Origin of the sequence: Pedobacter aquatilis, assembly GCF_030409415.1 — a bacterium.
Taxonomy (GTDB): Bacteria; Bacteroidota; Bacteroidia; order Sphingobacteriales; family Sphingobacteriaceae; genus Pedobacter; species Pedobacter aquatilis.
Genome location: NZ_JAUFPW010000013.1, coordinates 45207 through 66684, shown reverse-complemented (window position 1 = coordinate 66684; position 21478 = coordinate 45207). Strand labels below are relative to the sequence as shown.

At 35.4% G+C, this 21478-nt stretch carries 15 protein-coding genes; 5 read left to right on the top strand and 10 right to left on the bottom strand.

Features of this window, described 5'->3' with window-relative positions; genetic code table 11:
- Positions 1–11: 11 nt before the first annotated feature.
- Together QWY86_RS07695 and QWY86_RS07690 are read right to left on the bottom strand one after the other, a co-directional pair.
- Positions 12–3140: a SusC/RagA family TonB-linked outer membrane protein gene (locus tag QWY86_RS07695; protein ID WP_290240506.1), complete on the bottom strand. Its 3129-nt coding sequence runs from the start codon at positions 3138–3140 to the stop codon at positions 12–14.
- A 71-nt stretch (positions 3141–3211) separates the two neighbouring features.
- On the bottom strand, positions 3212–4408 hold the full coding sequence (locus tag QWY86_RS07690) for an anhydro-N-acetylmuramic acid kinase (protein WP_290240504.1): 1197 nt from the start codon (positions 4406–4408) through the stop codon (positions 3212–3214).
- A gap of 155 nt (positions 4409–4563) precedes the next feature.
- Between QWY86_RS07690 and nagB the strand changes: the two genes are divergently transcribed.
- Together nagB and QWY86_RS07680 are read left to right on the top strand one after the other, a co-directional pair.
- Positions 4564–6489 carry a glucosamine-6-phosphate deaminase gene (gene nagB / locus QWY86_RS07685; RefSeq protein ID WP_290240503.1) on the top strand — a complete coding sequence of 642 codons (1926 nt, stop codon included), beginning with the start codon at positions 4564–4566 and terminating at the stop codon, positions 6487–6489.
- Between the two features lie 127 nt (positions 6490–6616).
- Complete coding sequence (locus tag QWY86_RS07680; RefSeq protein ID WP_290240501.1) at positions 6617–7759, top strand: acyltransferase family protein; 1143 nt, start codon at positions 6617–6619, stop codon at positions 7757–7759.
- Here QWY86_RS07680 and QWY86_RS07675 read toward each other — a convergent pair whose 3' ends face one another.
- The gene (locus tag QWY86_RS07675; RefSeq protein ID WP_290240499.1) at positions 7760–9304 is read right to left on the bottom strand and encodes a glycoside hydrolase family 10-like protein; all 1545 of its coding nucleotides are present in this window, start codon (positions 9302–9304) and stop codon (positions 7760–7762) included. It abuts the gene before it with no gap.
- Between the two features lie 209 nt (positions 9305–9513).
- Here QWY86_RS07675 and QWY86_RS07670 point away from each other — a divergent pair, with 209 nt between their 5' ends.
- Positions 9514–10416, top strand: a complete 903-nt coding sequence (locus QWY86_RS07670; protein ID WP_290240497.1) for a DUF8428 domain-containing protein — start codon at positions 9514–9516, stop codon at positions 10414–10416.
- Positions 10417–10420: 4 nt separating this feature from the next.
- Here QWY86_RS07670 and QWY86_RS07665 read toward each other — a convergent pair whose 3' ends face one another.
- The 4 genes from QWY86_RS07665 to QWY86_RS07650 form a co-directional block, all read right to left on the bottom strand.
- On the bottom strand, positions 10421–14152 hold the full coding sequence (locus tag QWY86_RS07665) for a sensor histidine kinase (RefSeq protein WP_290240495.1): 3732 nt from the start codon (positions 14150–14152) through the stop codon (positions 10421–10423).
- Between the two features lie 86 nt (positions 14153–14238).
- Complete coding sequence (gene fabD, locus QWY86_RS07660; protein WP_290240493.1) at positions 14239–15120, bottom strand: ACP S-malonyltransferase; 882 nt, start codon at positions 15118–15120, stop codon at positions 14239–14241.
- A 128-nt stretch (positions 15121–15248) separates the two neighbouring features.
- Positions 15249–15884 carry a GTP cyclohydrolase I FolE gene (folE, locus tag QWY86_RS07655; protein WP_290240491.1) on the bottom strand — a complete coding sequence of 212 codons (636 nt, stop codon included), beginning with the start codon at positions 15882–15884 and terminating at the stop codon, positions 15249–15251.
- 6 nt (positions 15885–15890) lie between these two features.
- On the bottom strand, positions 15891–16301 hold the full coding sequence (locus QWY86_RS07650; protein WP_290240489.1) for a 6-pyruvoyl trahydropterin synthase family protein: 411 nt from the start codon (positions 16299–16301) through the stop codon (positions 15891–15893).
- 181 nt (positions 16302–16482) lie between these two features.
- Here QWY86_RS07650 and mqnB point away from each other — a divergent pair, with 181 nt between their 5' ends.
- Complete coding sequence (gene mqnB / locus QWY86_RS07645) at positions 16483–17106, top strand: futalosine hydrolase (protein ID WP_290240487.1); 624 nt, start codon at positions 16483–16485, stop codon at positions 17104–17106.
- 125 nt (positions 17107–17231) lie between these two features.
- Positions 17232–18059, top strand: a complete 828-nt coding sequence (locus QWY86_RS07640) for a menaquinone biosynthesis family protein (protein ID WP_290240485.1) — start codon at positions 17232–17234, stop codon at positions 18057–18059.
- A gap of 108 nt (positions 18060–18167) precedes the next feature.
- On the opposite strand, the gene QWY86_RS07635 is transcribed toward QWY86_RS07640, so the two are convergent.
- From QWY86_RS07635 to QWY86_RS07625, 3 genes are all read right to left on the bottom strand, one after another.
- On the bottom strand, positions 18168–18863 hold the full coding sequence (locus QWY86_RS07635; RefSeq protein ID WP_290240483.1) for a response regulator transcription factor: 696 nt from the start codon (positions 18861–18863) through the stop codon (positions 18168–18170).
- Positions 18864–19050: 187 nt separating this feature from the next.
- The gene (locus tag QWY86_RS07630) at positions 19051–20880 is read right to left on the bottom strand and encodes a sensor histidine kinase (RefSeq protein WP_290240482.1); all 1830 of its coding nucleotides are present in this window, start codon (positions 20878–20880) and stop codon (positions 19051–19053) included.
- A gap of 194 nt (positions 20881–21074) precedes the next feature.
- Positions 21075–21443, bottom strand: a complete 369-nt coding sequence (locus tag QWY86_RS07625; RefSeq protein WP_290240481.1) for a DUF3127 domain-containing protein — start codon at positions 21441–21443, stop codon at positions 21075–21077.
- Positions 21444–21478: the final 35 nt, after the last annotated feature.

Below are 21478 nucleotides of genomic sequence, written 5' to 3'. Positions count from 1 at the left end.
AGTCTTTTTATTTAGAACCTTGCTTGTAAACCTAAAGAGTAAGTACGTGGAATTGGCACAGAACCAAAATCTATATTTCTTAAAATTGTAGATTGACCACCAGAATTTAACTCAGGGTCGTAGCCTTTATAGTTATCCCAAGAAACTAAATTTCTACCGCTTAAATTAACAGTTAGGCTTTTGATAAATTTAACCTGGCCGATATTATAACTCAAAGAAATTTCTCTTAGTTTCACAAAAGAGCCATCATCTATACGCCATTCCTCAACATTATATGCGCCTGCAACATAACCTCTTGGCAGTTGGCCCAATTGTTCTTCTTCAGCAACTTTACCATTACCCACACCTTGGCGAGTTCTCCAGTCTGCATTCCAAACATCACCACCTTGAACAGCATCTAATTGTACATGCAGACTTAATTTTTTATAGGTAAAATCATTTACAAATGAGCCTGTATAATCAGGATTTGGATCTCCAACTACTTTACGAAGCACATTTCCTGATGGCTGTCCGCCAGTTCTTCCAGTTTCATAAGTTGTAGCCGATGTTTGAGTACCTCTTTCTGTTTGAGGGATTCCCTGAGCATTTAACAGCAAGCTTCCATCAGGATTGCGTGCGAAGAAAGTACCATAAAATACACCTACCGGATAACCATCAGTAATAGAAACTGGTGCACCAGCATTAGTAGAAATTAACCTTTGTGCACCGGAACCCACAATTTTATTTCTATTTCTATTGAAAATCACGGTTGATGTCCATGAGAAATTATCGCTTTTCAATGGAACACCTGTTAACATTAGCTCGAAACCTTTATTTTTTAGTTTTCCGCCAATGTTATCTAATAAACTTGAATAACCTGTTGTTGGTGCAATAACCACTCCTAATAGTAAATCCTTTACAGTTTTATCATAATAACTAAAGGTTAATCCTAATCTATTATTAAAAAAAGACATATCTGTACCCACCTCAAGTTCTTGTTGGCGTTCAGGTTTTACATTGGTGTTTGCCAACGTGGTTAATGATGTTAACGATGTTTTACTGTTTAGTGCACTTGGCGAATACACATTAAAACGATCATAAGCACCAATACCTGTCAAGTTACCCGATTGGCCATAAGCAGCTCTTAACTTAAATGCATTCCACCAAGATGAAACGCCAAAATCTTTCCAATAATCGGCTGATGAAAGCACATAACTTACATTTGCTTTTGGATAATATTGCGTTCTATTTTCTTCGCCGAACACAGTAGACTGATCGACTCTAATCGCTCCAGTTACAAACAAATGATCTTTATACTTAAAGTTTTGTTGTAAATAAGCACCGCTTATCGAAAATTCTGAACGGCTGTCGCTATTTGGAAGGATTGTACTTGCTCCATTTACAACCTGCACAAAAGGCGCTAAACCACGACCGTTAAGTAAACTGAAAAGATCTTTTTGATATTGATAAGAACCACCTAACTGCGTTGTTGAACTTAGTAGGTCTGTAATCTTGGTATCGTAAGTAAAATTTAGCTCGTTATTAAATAATGTTGTTGTAGCATTTGCTGCACTAGCATAACCATTTAATGATGGATCTAAAGTTGGCCCACCACCATAAAAACCTGTACTTACGTTGTACGCAAACGGAGGAATAAATGTTGTTCCATTTTGGATAGAATTATCAACACCCATGCTGTAATCAATGGTAAGGTTTTTAATTGGCGTAAGTTTTAAACCTGTATTTGCAATAATTCGATTTGTAAACTGACGTTGTTTAATATCCTCAATCACAGAAACTGGATTTACACGACCGCGTTCTCCAATTGCTTTTAAATTACCTAAAGCATCTCTCGCGAAAATATCATGGAAGTTACCAATAATTGTAACCGAATTCATTGGAGAAAAGAATGAATTGCCATCAGGTTTTTCATTTGCATCACTGTGAATGTAATTAAATCCAGCAGTTAATTTTGCCCATTTGTTAATGGTTTGGTCAAGGTTTGCTCTAAAGTTCATCCTTCTGAAATCTGTATTTTTAATAATCCCTTGATTAGAAAAATAACCCGCAGAAGTGTAGAATTTCGTATTGTCATTACCTCCGGAAACGGATACAGAATTATCAGTTCCAATACCAGTTCTAAAAATATAATCTTGATAGTTATATCTGGTTACCGGAGTGGTATTAGTTAACGTAGGCGTTAATACATCTTGAGTTTGTGCGGTTGCACCATCAGTTGGTCCACCAAATTTTGTTGGCGATTGATTAAAGTCTATTTGCTTACGCAACTCGCTAATGGTTAGGCTCGTGTTAAAACTTACTTGTGGTTCGCCGGTTTTACCTCTCTTGGTAAAAATCTGGATAACGCCCGCATTTGCTCTTGAACCATAAATTGCAGCTGCAGCAGCACCATTTAATACTTCTATACGGTCAATATCTGCAGGGCTAATGTCTACCATACGATTTTGACCGATACTTCCAACAAAGTTTCCACCATCATAATTAGCAGATGTATTGGTTACTCTTGTTGTAGAGTTATTTACAATTACACCATCAATAATATATAACGGCTCTGACGATGAATTTACAGAACTTACACCCCTTAATCGCACAGAAATTCCTCCTGCCGGATCTCCAGAGTTTTGACTAATTTGTGCACCTGGAGTTTTACCTTGAAGCGATGCCAATGCATTTCCGCTTGGCGCTTTGTTCAAATCATCACCTTTAACTGTACTTACATAACTACCAAGTTGTTTTCTTGTTGTTCCTTGAGATGTACCTGTAACAATTACCTCGTCCAGGCCAACCGCATCGCCGGTAAGCGATCCATTTACTTGAACTTGATCTGCTGTGCCTAAATCAAGATTTTGTATAGAGGTTTTAAATCCGACATAAGAAAATTGAATTTGATATTTACCCGCCGGAAGATCGACATTAAAATTATAGCTACCATTTCCTGAGGTGCTCGTAGCTAAATTAGTATTTAAGATTTTTACAACTGCACCAGGTATTGGTTCTTTATTTGCAGATTCGGTTACTTTTCCTGTAATAGTATAGCGCTTATTTTGAGCGTTTGCCATTTCTGAGTGTAAAAGTAGCACAAATGAGATCATCAAAATTAATAATAATTTTGGCGACCATTTTAGGTAACTTTTTTCCATAAAATTTGGTTTGTTGAAAATATGATTAGTTATTCAACAAATTTAGCAAATTACCACATAAACCAAATTTTTTATTCTGGCAGACTAATTTTTCCCATACAAACAGAAGGTACCCCTTGTCTTTTACCAAAGTTTATTGGTTTTCCGCAAAGTGTTTCGTTTGCCAGTACCGCAAATAGCACAGCTTCTTTAGCATCTGGGTTAATGTTTAAATCATCGGTAGTTTTAAAAATAGCAGCTGGTAATTTTAGCTTTAACAATGTAACTAACAATGGGTTATGCATGCCGCCACCACTCATAAATATATAAATTTCAGCGCTTTCATCAAAGCAACTTTTTATTGCGTTACATATTGTTTCCGCAGAGAAATGGCATAATGTCGCCATTACATCTTCGTTACTAATATTTTCTGTTGATGATTTTCTCTGCGCCGATTTTAAATAATCGAGGTTAAATAATTCTGGTCCGGTGGTTTTTGGGAAACTGCCATTAAAAAAATCACAATCCAGCAAAGCTGATAAAAGATTATTATTTAATTTTCCAGACGATGATATCTCTGCATTCTTATCGTAAAATTTGTTAAAATGCTGTTGCATAAACTGATCCATCATGGTATTTCCCGGGCCTACATCAGTTGAGAAAATTTCATCAGCATTTGAATTCGCCGGTAGATAGGTGAAGTTTGAAATCCCTCCAATATTTAGCATAACACGATTTTCTCCTGCTTTTGAAAACATAAGGTAATCGCCATAAACGGCCAAAGGTGCACCTTCACCTCCGGCTGCAAGGTGCTTTTGTCTAAAATCGGATAAGGTAATAATTCCAGTTTTCATGGCAATATGATCACCATCGCCAATTTGTAATGTGCCATTAGGGTATTCATCAAGCTTATGAAGTGATTTTGGTGCATGAAATATCGTTTGACCATGACTGGCGATAAAATCTACATCACTATTTTTGTAACCCCATTCATTTAAGGCTTCATTAATTAATTCGCTATGCACTGCTGCAATATGTTCGTTCATTAAACAAACAAGCTGTAAATCAACTTCTTTTTTGGAGAAAATAGCTTTAATCTTTGCCCTGAAATCATCAGTATAATCGCCCGTTTTAAATTTTAATATTTTAACATCGGTTTCTGCTCCATTTCCTTTAATGTTACAAAGCGCAATATCTAAACCATCCATCGATGTTCCGCTCATCAAACCAATTATAAGCCTTTCTGATTTATTCGCTTTTTCGTAAAGTCTATTTATTTGAAGATTCATAACCAATTAATTTTTATTGAAAAACGAGCAAACGTTTGATTTATACTTAAAGCCACATTTGTAGGTTTTATTGCAATAAAAGTAAAAAACCTTTGGTAAATACCGACCATATGTTGCTATATTTACTGCTCCGTACATTAAAATCCATACAAAAAATGGCAAGATTAAATCTACTGGAGGAGACACGCTTCGAGAAACTCCCTGTAAGCGTGTTCGAAAATCCAAAAATTGCTTCTGTAAATGTTGCGCAACGCATTGCAGGTCTTATTAGGACAAAACAAGCAAACAACGCACCTGCCGTACTGGGCTTAGCAACAGGTGTTACCCCAATTGCAGTTTACGCCGAACTGGTGAGATTGCATAAAGAAGAGGGTTTAAGTTTTAAAAATGTTATCACTTTCAATTTGGATGAATATTATCCAATGCAACCTAATGCAGCGCAAAGTTATGTAACGTTTATGAATGAAAACCTTTTCGATCATATCGATATCGATAAGAATAACATTCACATTCCTGATGGAACATTAGCATTGGAAGATATTCCTGCTTTTTGTTTGGACTATGAAAAGAAGATTGGCGATTTAGGGGGATTGGATATTCAGATTTTAGGTATTGGTCGTACTGGTCACATTGGTTTCAATGAGCCGGGTTCTGCGCCAAACTCTGGTACACGTTTAGTTACTTTAGATGACTTAACACGCCGCGATGCTGCCCGTGATTTTGGTGGAAAATCTTTTGTGCCAACAAAAGCCATCACCATGGGTATTGGAACAATTTTCAAAGCCCGCGAAATCATTTTAATGGCTTGGAGCCGTAAAAAGGCTTCAATTATTAAAAAAGCGGTAGAAGGCGAAATTTCTGGCGACGTTCCGGCAACTTATCTTCAATTATCTGAAAATGTTGAGTTTATTTTAGATGAACCAGCAGCATCAGCTTTAACGCGTTTCGATACGCCTTGGTTGGTAAAAGATTGTATCTGGACCGATGCATTAATCCGTAAGGCTGTAATTTGGTTGGCAAATACTTTAAATAAGCCAATTTTAAAGCTTACTGAAGACGATTACAACAATAATGGTATGGCGCAACTGGCGACTGAAAAAGGTCCGGTTTACAACATCAACATTCATATTTTTAATAAGTTACAACACACCATAACCGGTTGGCCAGGAGGAAAACCAAATGCAGATGATTCTCAGCGACCTGAAAGAGCAGAGCCAGCGAAAAAAAGAGTAATTATTTTTTCTCCGCATCCGGATGATGATGTAATATCAATGGGTGGTACTTTTATCCGTTTGGTTGACCAAAAACATGATGTACATGTGGCGTATCAAACATCTGGCAATACCGCAGTTTGGGATGATGATGCCTTACGTTTCGTAGAATTTAATGTAGATTTTACTGAAAAGATGGGTATGGATAACAGTCATTTGAAGGAACTTTATCAACGAATGAGAACATTTATTGATAAAAAGAAACCAAATCAGGTAGATACCCCTGAAATTCAGACCGTTAAAGGCTTAATAAGAAAGGGTGAAGCAATAGCAGGAGCAAGGTATTGTGGTTTGGAAGATGATCACATTCATTTCCAGGCGCTTCCTTTTTATGAAAGTGGTAAGAATCAAAAAAATCCGGTTACGCAGCTTGATGTAGAACTAACAAAAGAACTTTTACAAAAGGTAAAACCAGAGCAGGTTTTTGCTGCTGGCGATTTCGAAGACCCACATGGAACGCACATCGTGTGTTTCAATATTATTCTAGCTGCTTTAACCGAGCTTCGTAAAACAGAAGCTTGGGCAAAAGATTGCTGGTTGTGGATGTACCGTGGCGCATGGCATGAATTTGAAACACATGAAATTGAAATGGCGGTGCCAATTAGTCCGCAAGAATTGGAACGCAAGAAATATGCAATATTCAAACACCAAAGTCAGAAAGACAGAGCTGTTTTCCCTGGCGATGACTCGAGAGAATTTTGGCAAAGGGCTGAAGATCGAAACCGAGACACGGCAAAAGCTTACGATGCTTTAGGCTTGGCAGAATATGAAGCTATGGAAGCTTTCGTTCGGTGGAAGTTTACGGATTAAGGTCTTAACTTTAATATAAAAAACCTGCTTTGTTGGTTCAAAGCAGGTTTTTTGTTTTTAATCCAAAAATCAAATTATTTCTCTTTATTAAAACAATGTTTTAAATTAGTTCTTCAAACCAACTCCAATGTCCCAACCCAAACAACGCTTGCTATCTCTTGATTTTTTTAGAGGATTAACTGTAGCTGCCATGATTTTAGTGAACAATCCTGGAAGTTGGGGACACATATATGCGCCACTTGAACATGCAGAATGGAATGGTTGCACACCTACTGATTTAATTTTTCCCTTCTTTTTGTGGATTGTCGGTGTATCAATTGCATTTGCAATGAGTAGTAGCAAAGCTGAGCCATCAACACATAATAAAACAATTGTTAAAGCCATTAAACGTGGTTTAATATTATACTTTTTAGGCTTTTTCCTTGCTATTTTTGGTAAGCTGATTAACGATCCTGCAAATGCTTTGCAAACTGTTAGGCTTTTAGGCGTATTGCAGCGCATTGGAATCGTCTTTATCATTAGCTCTATTATTTTCTTAAAGGTTTCTGAAAGAAATATCTTTAAAACTTTGATTGTAATTCTTGCGGTTTATTGGGCATTAATGACTTTAGTTCCAGTTCCGGGCGTTGGTTATGCGAACATGGAAAAGGAAACCAATCTGGCTGCTTGGATAGATCGTGGTATTTTAACTGAAGCACACATTTGGGCATCAGCAAAAACCTGGGACCCTGAAGGCGTTTTAAGTACATTGCCCGCTGTAGGAACCTGTTTGTTTGGAATACTGGTTGGCATCTGGATGAAACGTAAGGATGTAGATAACCCTACAAAAGTAGCCTGGCTATTTTCAGCAGGCATATTCGCTGCAATTTTAGGGCTTTTGTTGGATTTGAATTTCCCGATTAATAAATCCTTGTGGACAAGTTCTTTCGTTTTATACACAGGAGGTTTAGCTTCGGTTGCGCTTGCCCTTTGTTATTGGATAATTGATGTTCAGGGATATAAAAAGTTTACTACTCCCTTTGTGGTATATGGTGTTAACGCAATTACAGTTTTTTTCTTAGCAGGATTAATGCCAAGGGTGTTGAATATGATTCAGGTTTCAAAGCCTGACGGTACTAAAACCGGAATTTTGGTGCGTTTTTACGAAACTTGTTACACACCATTTTTTTCGCCAATTAATGCATCACTGGTTTGGGCAATAAGTTATGTATTAGGTTTCTATGTATTGCTTTACATCATGTACAAGAAAAACATCATTATTAAAGTTTAATTATTCCTTTGCTAAAGGTATTTCTACACCAACAGGGCCACTTGGGTCACTTTCATTTTTCAATCTATCTAAAGCAGTAACGAGATAACTGTATCTTTTGCCACTCTCCACAGTTGTATCAATGAATGAAACATAATCTTCAAAGCTAATTTTTAGAATGTTTTTGGCATCTAAAATGGAAATCTTTTCGCCTTCATCAAAACGATAAATAACAAAGCCTGAGGCCGTTTCGCCATCTTTAGCTTTAGTTGGAAGTTGCCATTTTAAATGTACACCGTCCTTCATCGCATCGGCGGTTAAAAACTGCGGTTCATTTGGTGGGGTTTCATCTAGCCAAGGCATTTGTGGCGGCAAAGCCTGATATTTATATAAATCGTTTTTTAAAGAATCGGCTACTGAACGTGCAACGGTGCTTAACGATTTTGAAGAAAAGAAAACGCTGCCTTGAATACGATTGCTTTCTCTCAACTTTCTAATCTGATTAGGTATTTCTGAAAGATTTCTCCAGGCTAGTTCTGCTCTTGAATTTACCAAATAAGCACCATGCCCAACATAAACATGCCTTCCATATGCATTATTGGTCCACCAGTCTAACAATACACCAAATGGTGCGGCTTTTCTGGTAAATGTAAAATATATCTGCGGATTGATATAATCCACCCAACCTTCTCTTACCCACTTCCTGCTATCGGCGTAAAGTTCGGCATAGTTAGATAAACCACTACTTGCAGAACCTTCTGCATCTTCGTATTTATTACGCCAAATTCCAAATGGGCTAATGCCAAACTTTACATATTTTTTATAATGATGAATACTGTCATCGACCATTTTAATTAACAAATCAACGTTGTTTCTTCGCCAATCTTTAATGTCGGAGAAGTTGTTTGGGTTTTTGTAAAATGTGTTTCCATCATCTATTTTTTGTCCGGCAATTGGATATGGGTAAAAATAATCATCGAAATGGATGCCATCCACATCATAGTTTTTAACAACATCTAAAATTACCTGGGTAATGTATTCCCTAACCTCCGGAATTCCTGGGTCAAATTGCTTTTTTCCACCGTAAGTGAAAAACCATTCAGGATGTTTCTTAGTAATATGCGTATCGCTTAAAGGCGTAACGCTATTCATGCTCGCACGATAAGGATTAAACCACGCATGAAGCTCAATTCCTCTGAAATGCGCTTCCTTAATAGCGAAAGTTAAAGGGTCGTAACCTGCGGCAGGTGCTACACCTTGCTTACCCATAAGCCACTGACTCCAAGGTTCGCGAGATTTACCATAAAATGCATCAGCAGCTGGTCTAACTTGTAATATTATCGCATTTATGCCTTGCGATTTATGTTTTTCTAAAATACCAATAAACTCTTGCTTTTGTTGGTCGGCTGTTAAACCAGGTCTCGATGGCCAATCGATATTAGATAATGTAGCCACCCAAACACCTCTAAACTCTCTTTTTGGTGCAATTTTTGATATTGCTTGTGCATTTAATATATATGGTAGTATTGTAAAAGATAAAAGTGCGTATAGGAAGTTTTTAAGCATTATTTCTGTGTGTTATTTTATTTCAGCTGTATAGTTGTTTAAACAATTATACATTTTGAACTTTAGCAATTAAACGATTTTTTTTAAAAACTCATATATTTTATTAAAAATTTTAATTTGTGCCAAAGTTACAAATATCACCTGTGTTACCATTTACCTGTGAAGACAAAAGTATATTAAAACTGAAACGAAAGAGCATTATTAAAAAAATGGAACCACAAAACGTTAATAAAGGCGATAGAAATAAAATTTACTTCCTGATAATTGTAATTGCGGCGCTACTTGGAACAAATGGATACTTGTTTTTTAAGGATAGACAGCAAGGCGAGAAATTGGTGACTGTAAGTACGGAAAAGGATAAACTACGTTTAGAAGTTGAGAAAATTGAAGTAGAGTTAGATAAGGTAAACGCCCTCAACCTTGATTTAAATGAAAAGTTATTAGCCGAACAAAAATTAGCCAGAACAAAAATAGATGAACTAAAGGCTGCCTTAGAAAAAGGAGAAATTACCCAGGGAGAACTAGATAAAGCTCAAACCCAAATAGATGAACTTAAGGTTTTCATTAAGAACTATAATGACCAGGTAATTCAGCTTCAAAATGAAAATATTTTTTTAAAATCATCTAGAGATAGTCTTGAGAGCGGACTGCGAAGTGCTAACGATAAAGCGGCTAATCTTGCAAATGAAAACTCGGCATTAAATGCTAAAGTTAAAACAGCAGCGCTCCTCAAATTAAAGCAGGCTGATGTGTTCGCTTACCGTACGAAATCAAGTGGAAAAAAAATTGAAGTAACTAAATCTTCAACAGCTGAAAAACTGAATATCAGGTTCGAACTTATCCCAAATGAATTAGCTGAAAAAGGCCATCATAATGTTTTCATCAGAGTATTTGACCCAGCTGGAAATCTTTTAGCTGATGATAGTAATCGTTTTGAAGCTGATGGCCAGGAAATGCAGTTCAGCTATTCTATTTTTATTGATTATAACAATGATAACTCTGTTTATTCAATAGATTGGTCCAATCCGAAACCATTTATTAAAGGTATTTACACTGTTATTTTATATGCTGATGGCGGTACAATGGGTAAAGCTCAAATCGAATTAAAATAGTTTTTTAAACCAAAGGGAAACTTAAATAGAAAGTTGTGCCTTTTCCTGCAACCGATGTAAAAGTTATACTTCCGCCTGCGTTTTCTACCGCTTGTTTAACAAAAGCTAAGCCCAATCCAGTACCAGATGTTTTAGTGGTGAAATTTGGAACAAAAATTTTATCATGCAATACCTCTGGAATTCCTTTTCCGTTATCTTTTATCTCGATATGAGCGTTTTTATTATCATTATATAAAAGTACATTTATATGGCATGCCGCATCGGCATCAATTGCCTCAATTGCATTTTTAAAAAGATTATTAAAAGTTCTCAATAATTGATCTCTATCTGCCTGGATATATGCGTTAATTTCTGCTTTGTTTGTTACAGTTATTTCTACGTTTTCAGCACTTTTAAATACTTCTCTTGCCTGCTCAATAACTGGTAGAATAGCAGTTTGTTCTAGCTTAGTATCTGGCATTTTTGCGAAGTTGGAAAACTCAGATGCGATTTTTGAAAGACTCTCAATTTGCTCGATAAATGATTTACTAAACTTATTAAACTTAAGTTCAAAATTAGGGTCGTTCTCTTTCCATGATTTTTCTAGCAACTGAACGCCTAATTTTAATGGAGTTAATGGATTTTTGATTTCGTGGGCAACTTGCTTTGCCATTTCTCTCCAGGCGTTTTCCCTTTCAGAACGGGCAAGTTTTGCAGAACTCTCTTCCAGGGCGGCAATCATATTATTATATTCTTTTATAAGTGTACCAATTTCATCGTGCCTACGCCAAACAATCGGCTCGTTTTTCTGCCCAATTTTTGTGCGACTAATACTTTCTTGTATAAATGTTAAAGGGCTTGTAATCTGATTAGCCAGAAAAACGGCAAGTACACCAATGGCCACAAAAACCAAAGCATAAATGTTTATCAGATTACTAACAAATAAGGCAATTTTATCCTTGTATTCATCTTCATTAGAGTAATTCGGTAAGCCTATAAATGCAATAGTTTTGTTTTGTGCATTCCTAATTGGTGCATAAGCTGCGGCATATGTTAGGCTGCCAATTTTCTCGCCTTGATTAATAAATTCTGATCGCTGCAACCCATTGAGGTTTAAAAATGCAGCAGTACCCATCTTTTTTCCAATTATTTTATAATTGTAAAGCTTCGGGTAAGTAGTCATAATTACATCACCTTTGGTATCATATAAAGTTAAATCAGCATTGTTTATATCAGCAAAGTTGTTGAAATCTGCAATGGCATTGTCGTCCGTTTTTATGTTTCCATCGTTAAAAACCTGCTTCTCAAAATTTTGCTGAACCTTTCTGATTTTATCCTTGATTAAAACGTCTTGTTGCCCCCTGTATTCCTTGTTCATGTAGCCGTAAGTTGTCCAACCAACAACAAGCAAAGTTGCCACAACTGTTAATACAATCGAAACCTGAATACGGGTTTTGTATAGAATTTTGTTTGCATTAATCATTAGTGAGCGATTTATGCTAAACCAGCCAACTTTATCATTATCCAGGTTTTTGATAAGCCAGATTAATCCATATAGTATAAAACAGAAAATAATAAAAACGAGAAAGAAAAATGATAGTGCAGCCAATCTTTCTACGTAACCAACTTTTTCTTTACTAATTACAACCATTTTACTGGCGCTTGGCTTAAAAAGTACGTGACTATAACGTTGATCATCGTCATTTACAACAACAAAATCATCTTGTTTGCCTTTGTAAATTTTTCCACTGAGCGGATAAGTATAAGCCCCAGATTGATTTAAAAGCTTATCATTGCTATATAATGCAATAGAATAACCTTTAAACTCTTCATCTTTACTATACTTCTGATCGGCAAGTAAATCAGGTAAACGGTTGCTGTAGTTGTAAGGCTTTGAACGTAGCTCGATAATTAAAGTGCCTAATAAGCTACTTTTGCTTACTACCGGAATTATTCCAAAATAATCCTGATAGCCAAAAGTATTATTAACCTGATAGAAAAAGTTTGAAGCTTCAATTTTCACTGAACCGGATTCAACCAGGCGTTTGTATTTATCAATGGGCTGAACATCAGTTTTATTTAGCGGATTCTCAAACCTATTGTAATCGTAAATATTGTAATCGTAGCGACTTAAATAGCCATCCAAATAGCCTTTAAGATGATTTTTTAAAACCACAAAATTAGATTGCCCTTTGGTAGTTTTAAAATATTTAACCAGAAATTCATCTTCAAGCAATTGTCGTTCTAACTTGCCAAGGGCGATAATTGCATTCGGGTCATCAGAAGCTTGCACCTTTCTGGCTAAAAGTTCGCGTTCACTTCGTTCTTTAATATCTTTATACTTGATGTATTTTATTGATGTGTTAAAAGCCAAGCAGAAAAATAAAATTGCCAATAAACCAATAGAAAAATGCTTTGATTTAACATAGGATATTCTGGCAACAATATACAATACAAGTGCATAAACAATAAAAAAGGCAGTGAAATTGTTTAGTAATCTGTAAATAAGAACACCTAAAAAGCCAATAATAAACAGTATAACACGTTCTTTATTGGTCACATTTAGTTGCTTACTAACTTCTATTGATACAATGGTTATTAAATAAATTTGAAACCATACCAAGCATAAAATAACAATACTTACCCAACTGTTACCGCTTAATTTGAGTATATTAATAATATCAAAGTTAATTTTTGAGTTATTAATTAAACCAAAAAACAGATCATCAACAAAGAATGCGATTGCCCCAATATGAATAAGGAGCAATACGTGGATGGTAATTCCAATCCATTTACTATTTCTTATCCATTCGGGAAATTTGTATTGCTCTTTATGATTATACACAAACAAAAGCCACCATGTTGCAGCTAAAACATTCATCAAGAAATCTCCTAGTGAAGGCATTAAATCACTATTGGCGTAAATTTTTGGGTCGAATAGTTCTAACGGAAACCTATGGTTAAACCAGCCTAGCCACATATCTGTTAAACGGCCGCCGATGAAAAAGGCAAGAAGCAACAAGCTGGCAAATATTAAATAACCTTTTCTGGCAATTAGCGAGCAAAGTGAATTAACAAACATGCAGATACAGATAATTCCGGCAACAAAAAGCCAAAGCTGTGTATTAGAATAATAATCATCTGCATAACTTGGTTTAATTTTTAAACTGAATAGAAATGAATTATCATTGCTTCTAATTGCATAAGCATCTTTATCGTAATATGAGGCGAGTGTAATTATCTTAGAATCAGTGAGCAGTACATCAATATCGTTTTTGAAATACCTGTTTTCTGGAACAGCATATTGAGATTGAATCGCTATTAAGAAAATCAGCGTAAAATTACCATCGGTTTTCTTAATAATTTCATAGTAACCGTTAGATAATTGCAGTACAGATTTTCCTTCTTTAATAAAATGAGGATTTATATCTGTAACCTTAATTGTGCTCCAGTATTTGAGTTGGTTTTTTTGAAATGTTTGTAAATTGATACCGTTTTTGCGATAAACTTCTAAAAAACCAATGCCCTCTGCAGCATTTAAATGAAATTTTTCAGCCTGCTTTACCCGCTTTTTATCTGATAAAAAATCATCAACGATTTGCTCCTTTAGAGATAGATTTTCTTGAATTTTTTTTGCTTCACGTTCTAAAAGTTCGGTTTTAGTGGTAAAACGACTTAGCGAGATAGATGTCGCAATCAGGCAGCAGCCTAGAATAAGCAAGAGAAATCTTATTTTAACACCAAAGCTTAGGTTCATCTACTGATAAAGATATTAAATATTGATAAAAAACAACGCCATAAACATGAATGCTTATGGCGCCAAATATGAATTGTAAAAAGGCTTTAAGCAATAGTTGCGCTACTTGTGCTTACCTCACGGTTTACTTTTTTTACTAATCCCTGTAATACATTGCCTGGGCCAACTTCTACAAATTCTGTTACGCCATCTGCCAACATATGTGTAACAGTTTGTGTCCAACGTACCGCACCAGTTAATTGTTTGATTAAGTTTTGTTTTATTTGCTCAGGGTCGGTGTATGGTTTTGCATCAACGTTCTGATATATCGGGCAAATCGGTGTTGAGATTTGTGTATTTTCTATTGCCTGCTGAAGTTCGATTTTTGCAGGCTCCATTAATGGAGAGTGAAAAGCGCCACCCACATTAAGTTTTAAAGCTCTCTTTGCTCCAGCTTCTGTTAATTTTGCACAAGCTAAATCAATACCTTCAATACTTCCAGAAATTACCAATTGACCAGGGCAATTGTAGTTTGCAGGTACTACTACGGCATCAACTTCGGCACAAATTTTTTCAACTACATCATCTGCCAATCCTAAAATTGCAGCCATTGTTGATGGTTGCGCATCGCAGGCTTTTTGCATCGCATTAGCACGAGCAATTACCAATCTTAAACCATCTTCAAAACTTAAAGCGTTTGCAGATACAAGCGCTGAAAATTCGCCTAAAGAATGTCCTGCAACAACATTTGGTTTAAAATCATCGCCTAAAACTTTAGCCAAAATAACGGAGTGCAAAAATATTGCAGGCTGCGTTACATTGGTTTGCTTAAGCTCTTCATCAGTTCCACCGAACATTATGTCGCTTATGCGGAAACCAATAATTTCGTTTGCTTTTTCAAATAATGCTGCAGCTGTTGGGTTTTCGTACAAATCTTTACCCATTCCTACAAATTGTGCTCCCTGACCAGGAAAAATATATGCTTTCATTCTATGTTATTTAGCGCATTACGCATGGCGATGTTAACCAAAACGCTTAGCTTGTATTTTTTATTTAATGCATTTAGTATCGTTATTCTGTAATCTTTATACTTGACACTTTTTTACTTGATACTTATCTAATCTAAACTCGCTGTAATTAACCTTAAAAACTCAGCTCTGGTTTTATCATTACTCAAAAAAGTGCCGGTAAATGCCGAAGTTGTGGTAACCGAATTTTGCTTTTGGACACCACGCATCGCCATACAAAGGTGTTTACATTCCATTACAACGGCAACACCCATAGGGCTAAGTGTGTTTTGGATACAATCTCTAATTTCGTTGGTTAAACGTTCTTGTACCTGCAGCCTACGAGCAAAGGCATCAACAATTCTTGGAATTTTACTTAAGCCAACAATATGTCCGTTTGGTATGTATGCAATATGTGCTTTGCCGAAGAAAGGCAGCATATGGTGTTCGCACATTGAATAAACCTCAATGTCTTTAACTACAACCATTTGGCTATAATCTTCTTCAAACATTGCCGATTTTAAAATTTCATCAGGTTTTAAATCATAACCATGAGTTAAATATTGCAAGGCTTTTGCAACTCTTTCCGGCGTTTTTAATAAACCTTCACGTTCAGGGTTTTCGCCCAGATTAACTAAAATATCTTTATAATGTGTGGCTACAGCTTCAATTTTAGATTCATCGTAGCGGTCTATCTTTACATAACCATCTCTCGATTCTCCTTTTAAAATGTCTTTCTTTTCCATTAAGGTTTAACCAAAGTATTCAACAAAATTATTTTCAGTTTCGTAAATTTTAACGCAATGTAAAATAGCACCTGCTTTGCTAATTGGCGCTAAAAGCTGGTCCCAAATTGCAATTGCTAAATTTTCTGTCGAAGCCAATTTATCTTTCATAAAATCTACATCGAGATTTAAGTTTTTATGGTCAACCTTATCCACAACATAAGTATTCATTACATCTTTAAGCCACTTTAAATCAACTAAAAAACCTGTTTCAGGATTTACTTCGCCTTTAACCGTAACGTATAACCAGTAATTGTGCCCATGCCAATTTGGATTAGCACACTTGCCGTAAACTTCAGCATTTTTATCAGCATCCCAATCTGTTCTGGCTAATTTATGAGCCGCATTAAATGATGCTTTTCTTGTTATATAGATCATTATTCAAATAATAAAATGCAAATATACGTATTACCTCCAAAGGCAAACGAATTATAAAACAGGTAAAATGATTGATAAACTTAGCCGTTTTATTTATGGAAGTTTCAGCACGCATTCTTTACCTTTAAACCTATGATTCTGGCATGTTCCATATCAATATTTAAAAACATAATTTCAAACTATGAAAATACTTATCGTTGCAGCAACCAAAGCAGAACTTACTTTCTTTTATCAGCATTTTAGTTTGCCTGAAGGCGATTTTATCGAAGAAAAAAAATTCGATGTGCTGATTACTGGAGTTGGAATGGTTGCAACGGCATTTTCTTTAGGCAAACATCTATCATCAAAATACAATTTGATTTTGAATCTAGGAATTGCGGGTGGTTTTGATAGAAGTATTGAGTTGGGAAAAATTGTAAATATTACACAAGATACTTTTGCCGAGCTAGGGGCAGAAGATGGCGATAATTTCTTAACCATCACCGATTTGGGTTTTGGTGAAAGTACTTACACTAGCAAGTGTAATGTTAAGGTAGATTTGCCACAAGTTTCGGGTATTACGGTTAATCGCGTTAGCGGAAATGATAAGAATATTAGAAACTTGGTAAAAAGACTAAATCCCACAACAGAAAGTATGGAGGGTGCGGCCGTATTATATGCCTGCCATTATGAAAAAATTGATTGTTTGCAGGTTAGGAGCATTTCCAACTATGTTGAACCTCGAAATAAAGACAAATGGAAAATTGGTTTGGCTATTAAAAACCTAAACGATTGGGCAATTTCTTTTATTGGAGATATGAATTGATTATGACGAACTAATGCTGCTTTGTTTTATAATTTTGAATTTTGAAATAGCCATGTAACGAAACACTCAAACACATATGAGATACATGGCGTATTCCATATGACCATAAAAAACATGATTTGCATATGAAACTTACACTCGGTTTTTCACCCTGCCCCAATGATACGTTTATTTTCGATGCATTAATTCACAATAAAATTGATACCGAAGGTTTAGAATTTGAAGTTTATTTTGATGATGTTGAAACACTAAATCAAAAAGCTTTAAAAGGTGAGCTAGACATTACTAAATTAAGTTTTCATGCATTTGCTTATGTTGCCAACCAATACGCTTTGCTTGATGCTGGTAGTGCACTCGGTTTTGGTGTGGGGCCATTGCTTATTAGCAAGCAAAAATTTGATGATGATTTAGCCGACAACTTAAAAGTTGGGATTCCTGGCAAATATACAACAGCTAATTTTCTGTTAGGCATCGCATATCCACAATTGCAGAATAAAAAAGTTATGGTTTTTTCAGAGATAGAATCAGCTTTGCTAAATGAAGAAATTGATTTGGGTTTAATTATACACGAAAACAGATTTACTTATCAGGATAAAGGCCTTAATAAAATAGTCGATTTGGGTGACTATTGGGAAAAATTAACTGGATGCGCCATTCCGCTAGGTGGAATTGTGATCAACAGAAAGTTAGATAAGGAAGTTCAACTAAAAGTAAACAGGTTAATTCGAAAATCTGTAGAATATGCTTTTGCGAATCCAAAGTCATGCATAGAATTCATCCGGCAACATGCACAAGAAATGGACGAGGCAGTCATGTATAAACACATAGAACTCTATGTAAATAAATATAGTATTGATTTAGGAGAAGAAGGCCAAAAAGCAGTAAATACCCTATTTAACCTTGCTCAGGAGCGAAACTTGATACCAGCTGTACCTAAAAATTTATATGTATAGCAGCATTAATGAACATAGATGAAAGAGCAAGGATTGATGCTGGGTTCCAAAAAATGGGCAAACCAAAGATGAATAGTCTCTTGTCCTTGCTCCTTTATCCTCGCTCTGCTAGCTCACTAAAAGCTTGTAGCCTTTACCGTGTACATTTATAATCTCTACAGAAGAATCTTCGCGTAAATATTTCCTGAGCTTACTTAAGAAAACATCCATGCTTCTACCGTTAAAATAATTATCATCGTGCCAAATGGTCAGTAAAGCTTCTTCTCTGGTTAAAACGTTATTCTTTTTCAAACATAGCAACCTTAACAATTCTGCTTCTTTTGTAGAAAGCTTCTGTATCTGATCGTCATGTGTAATAATTTGTGTTGTGTAATCGAAATTATATTTACCGATTGAGAATTGACTTTCTATAGTTTCTTCGGTATTATCAACTTTGTTAGCAATCCTCTTAAACATTGCATTAATACGTAATAACAATTCTTCAATGCGGAACGGCTTGGTAATATAATCATCACCACCTAAATCATAAGCGGCAGCTTTGTCTTCGAGCATGGTTTTAGCCGTTGCAAAAATTATTGGCACTTGTGCATTTACCTTTCTAATGTCTTTACCCAATGTAAAACCGTCTTTTTTAGGCATCATCACATCTAAAATACATAAATCGAAACTCTGTTTATTAAATGCCTTTAATCCTTCATCTCCGTCGGTACATAAAACTACATCAAATTTACCTTTCAATTGCAGGTAATCTTGCAACAAAAGGCCAAGATTTGGATCGTCTTCTACCAGAAGTATTTTTTTCATCTTATTTATTTTATTTGAGTAAACGCTGCCTTTAAAGTAAACGCTACTTAAGGTTTGAGTGAAATTCTGCATAACGGTTTAATCAAGTTGGAAATAGTTAAATTAATCAACAGCTATATACAGAATGAATGCCTGCAAAATTTTTAATAAATCGACAAAGACTGCACTTGTGTCGATAGTCAAAATATTATTTTTTATATGGTAAAATTATGTCGAAAGTAGTTCCCTTATCCTTTTCACTACTCACTTTTATTGTTCCATCGAGGTTTTTAATAATGTCTTGTACGTAATTTAAACCAAGTCCAAAACCTTTAACATCGTGTAAGTTACCAGTTGGTACTCTATAAAACTGATCAAAAATACGCTTAGTATGTTCTTTGTTCATTCCAATGCCTTTATCTGCAATTTCTATAACCAAATTTTTACCAACGTTTCGTGTGTTTATAGTTATTTCGGGAGTTTCTCTACTGTATTTGTTGGCGTTATCTATCAAATTGTAAAGTACATTAGAAAGATGAAGTTCATCGCCAAAAACAGTTGCATGCTCTGCATTTGTATTAACTGTTAAAATAGCATTTTTCTTTTGAAGTTGAAGGCTCATGCTATCTAAAACAATTACAATCAAATCATTCATATCTACATCGCCATTCTCCATCTTCAGTTCGCCTTTTTCCAATCGTGCAATACTTAAAACGCGTTCTATATGACTTCCTAAACGTACATTTTCATCATAGATAATATTTGCAAGCCGCTTTAAACGAGATTTATCTTCTGTTACTTCTGGGTCTTTAAGCGCTTCGCTTGCAATCATTATTGTAGCAACAGGCGTTTTAAATTCATGCGTCATGTTGTTGATGAAATCTGTTTTCATCTCCGATATTTTTTTCTGTTTCAGAATGGCATAAAGTGTATAACTAAAAATAAAAACCAATACTAACAACAAACCGACTGATGAAGCCAGTGTAACACTTAAATTGCCAATAATTGCGGAGTTTTTATTCGGAAAAGTAACTTCCAAAATTCCTGGGTCGCGAAACAAATCGTTGCCAAACAGTGTGGTTCTATACGTATTTTTCGGTAAAAAATCTTTGATTGAGTTTGATGCCTGAAGATATAGAATAGAGTCTTTTTCTGCCAGTTTAATTCTGAAATTGTAATTTTGAGTAATGCTATGATTTAAAAATTCTTGTTTCAACCGTTTATTAAGAGAAGTAAAGTTTATGCGTTGATTTAAGGGAATATTTTTCTCCGTCATCTCCTTCGCAACATCTTCAAGCAAATTGTAGCCATTTTTATATGGAGTTGTATCTTTACCTAAAGCTGCAATTTTAAATTTTAACTGTCTTTTTGCGATTATATCCTCCCGTTTAAATTTCTTCTCTAAATCATCAGAAATTTTTGGGAGTGTAAGTAATAGAGGTTTACCAGTACTTGGCTCAAAAACCTGATAGCGAATAGTATCTGGTAGTGTTTGTGCACTTCTGAAATTAAAAGTTTTATCGTTAGTGGCTTGTGGTTTCGAACGTAAGCTTAAACCTCTAAGCGCATAATTTTTTATGTCGATGTAAGCGTCCATTTGTAAGTCCAACCTTGCAGCTCCACCTGGCGATAAAGAAACAAATTCTAATTCTGAAATTACTTTGGGTGCAGAATAACGGTTTCTAATTAAGCTGTCTTGCTGGTTAAGGTAGTTTTCAATCTCGTTTTCCCGTTCGGCTTGACGTATTTCTGAGGCCTCAGCAAACTGTTGTCTTAAATCTTTAATATCAAGTTCACGTTGCCTTAAATCTTGACTTCTCTTTACCTTATTTTCAAAATCTTTTCTACTGATTCTATCGGCGGCATTTAACCGTTGCACTTTATTTACTACTGATGTTAAGGTTTGGTTAACCTGCTCATCGAATAGCTGAGATTTTAGGTTGTAAGCTTCCCTTATGTAATACAATTGCATTACAAATACACCAAGTAAAGCTACCGTCATTAAAACAGTAATTAACCAAAAACTCCTTTTCTTCATTTATTTGTGTTTGGTGGAAGTTAATTGATTTAGAATTAATATCTAATAAAAAACCCTTCCTAACTTCAAAAATAGTCAATAGAGAATGTAAGTGTTTGTTTTTAACATATTTTAACAGCAGATTATAAACAAAAAATGCCGAAGCTAAAGCCTCGGCATGGTTCAAAATTGTTTGCTTAAAAAAGATTCTTTATTTAGAAAGGCAAATCATCGTCTTCTCCTGCTGTATTACTTACATCTGCCGGAGCAGCGTAAGCTGGGGCAACAGTTGCAGGTGCTCCTGCGGCAATTGCATTAATACGCCAGATTACAAGACTATTAAAGTAAGATGTTTTACCAGTTTTATCTGTCCATGGACGGCCACGTAAATTAAAGAAAACCTCAACCTCATCGCCAGCTTTAAATGTATCTAATAATGCAGTTTTATCTTGCAAAGCCTCAAAACGGATATATTCCGGATATGTTGGATTTTCTGCATACTCTACAATTAAATCACGTTTTTTAAATGTTTCGCTTACTTGCTGTGTGGCACCTACTTCGTGTACTTTTCCCTTAATTTCCATATTAAATACTACTTTATTGTACTATAAAGATCAAA

Coding starts and splice junctions, on each gene's coding strand:
- QWY86_RS07695 (WP_290240506.1), bottom strand. CDS start 3,140: ATGGAAAAAAGTTACCTAAAATGGTCGCCAAAATTATTATTAATTTTG.
- QWY86_RS07635 (WP_290240483.1), bottom strand. CDS start 18,863: ATGAAAAAAATACTTCTGGTAGAAGACGATCCAAATCTTGGCCTTTTG.
- QWY86_RS07680 (WP_290240501.1), top strand. CDS start 6,617: ATGTCCCAACCCAAACAACGCTTGCTATCTCTTGATTTTTTTAGAGGA.
- QWY86_RS07690 (WP_290240504.1), bottom strand. CDS start 4,408: ATGAATCTTCAAATAAATAGACTTTACGAAAAAGCGAATAAATCAGAA.
- folE (WP_290240491.1), bottom strand. CDS start 15,884: ATGGAAAAGAAAGACATTTTAAAAGGAGAATCGAGAGATGGTTATGTA.
- mqnB (WP_290240487.1), top strand. CDS start 16,483: ATGAAAATACTTATCGTTGCAGCAACCAAAGCAGAACTTACTTTCTTT.
- QWY86_RS07665 (WP_290240495.1), bottom strand. CDS start 14,152: ATGAACCTAAGCTTTGGTGTTAAAATAAGATTTCTCTTGCTTATTCTA.
- QWY86_RS07670 (WP_290240497.1), top strand. CDS start 9,514: ATGGAACCACAAAACGTTAATAAAGGCGATAGAAATAAAATTTACTTC.
- QWY86_RS07625 (WP_290240481.1), bottom strand. CDS start 21,443: ATGGAAATTAAGGGAAAAGTACACGAAGTAGGTGCCACACAGCAAGTA.
- QWY86_RS07675 (WP_290240499.1), bottom strand. CDS start 9,304: ATGCTTAAAAACTTCCTATACGCACTTTTATCTTTTACAATACTACCA.
- fabD (WP_290240493.1), bottom strand. CDS start 15,120: ATGAAAGCATATATTTTTCCTGGTCAGGGAGCACAATTTGTAGGAATG.
- QWY86_RS07630 (WP_290240482.1), bottom strand. CDS start 20,880: ATGAAGAAAAGGAGTTTTTGGTTAATTACTGTTTTAATGACGGTAGCT.
- QWY86_RS07650 (WP_290240489.1), bottom strand. CDS start 16,301: ATGATCTATATAACAAGAAAAGCATCATTTAATGCGGCTCATAAATTA.
- nagB (WP_290240503.1), top strand. CDS start 4,564: ATGGCAAGATTAAATCTACTGGAGGAGACACGCTTCGAGAAACTCCCT.
- QWY86_RS07640 (WP_290240485.1), top strand. CDS start 17,232: ATGAAACTTACACTCGGTTTTTCACCCTGCCCCAATGATACGTTTATT.